1 pseudogene is annotated in these 636 nt (G+C 56.1%); it reads left to right on the top strand.

Annotation, left to right across the window (positions count from 1 at the left end):
• A pseudogene (locus tag BN1123_RS08845) lies at window positions 1-636 on the top strand (IS5 family transposase); the annotation flags it as partial.

Here is a 636-nt window from a genome sequence, read left to right as displayed (position 1 = left end):
GCACGTCGCTTCACCCCATCACCAACTGGCCTAAATACAACAAGTCGTTGATTAATCGTGGTTCACTCACCTTCTGGGTTGATGCCGAGGCCATGAGCAACTGGTTTCACCACGACCATCATGGGCGGCGGGGCCGCTGCCAGCTTTACACTGACCAGACCATCTGTACCGTCCTGATGCTCAAGGGGATTTTCAACCTCACTCTGCGGGCCACTCAGGGACTACTCGACTCCCTGTTCGAGTTGATGAATGTGCCGTTGTGCGCACCGGACTATAGCTGTGTCAGCAAGCGAGCACGTACGGTGACAGTGGCCTATCGACAGCCCCCAAAGGGACACATTACTGACTTAGTTATCGACTCAACCGGGCTGAAGGTGTTTGGTGAAGGCGAGTGGAAGGTCAGAAAACACAGCGCCGAGAAGCGGCGAGTCTGGCGCAAGTTGCATCTGGCGGTAGACCCGGTGACCCACGATATCGTGGCGGCGGAAGTCTCGCTGGAAAATGTCCATGATGCCGAGGTGTTGCCCACCTTGCTCAACCCTCTGCGGCGTAAGCTGGGACATGTTTTATGCGGATGGAGCTTATGACAGCAAAGCCAGCCATCAGCTTATCTCGCGCAAAGGGGCGACAGCCTGT

Origin of the sequence: Aeromonas enteropelogenes, from assembly GCF_000819845.1 — a bacterium.
GTDB classification, from domain to species: Bacteria; Pseudomonadota; Gammaproteobacteria; order Enterobacterales; family Aeromonadaceae; genus Aeromonas; species Aeromonas enteropelogenes.
Note: the sequence above shows the minus strand (reverse complement) of the source record. Positions and strands in the feature narration are given on the sequence as shown.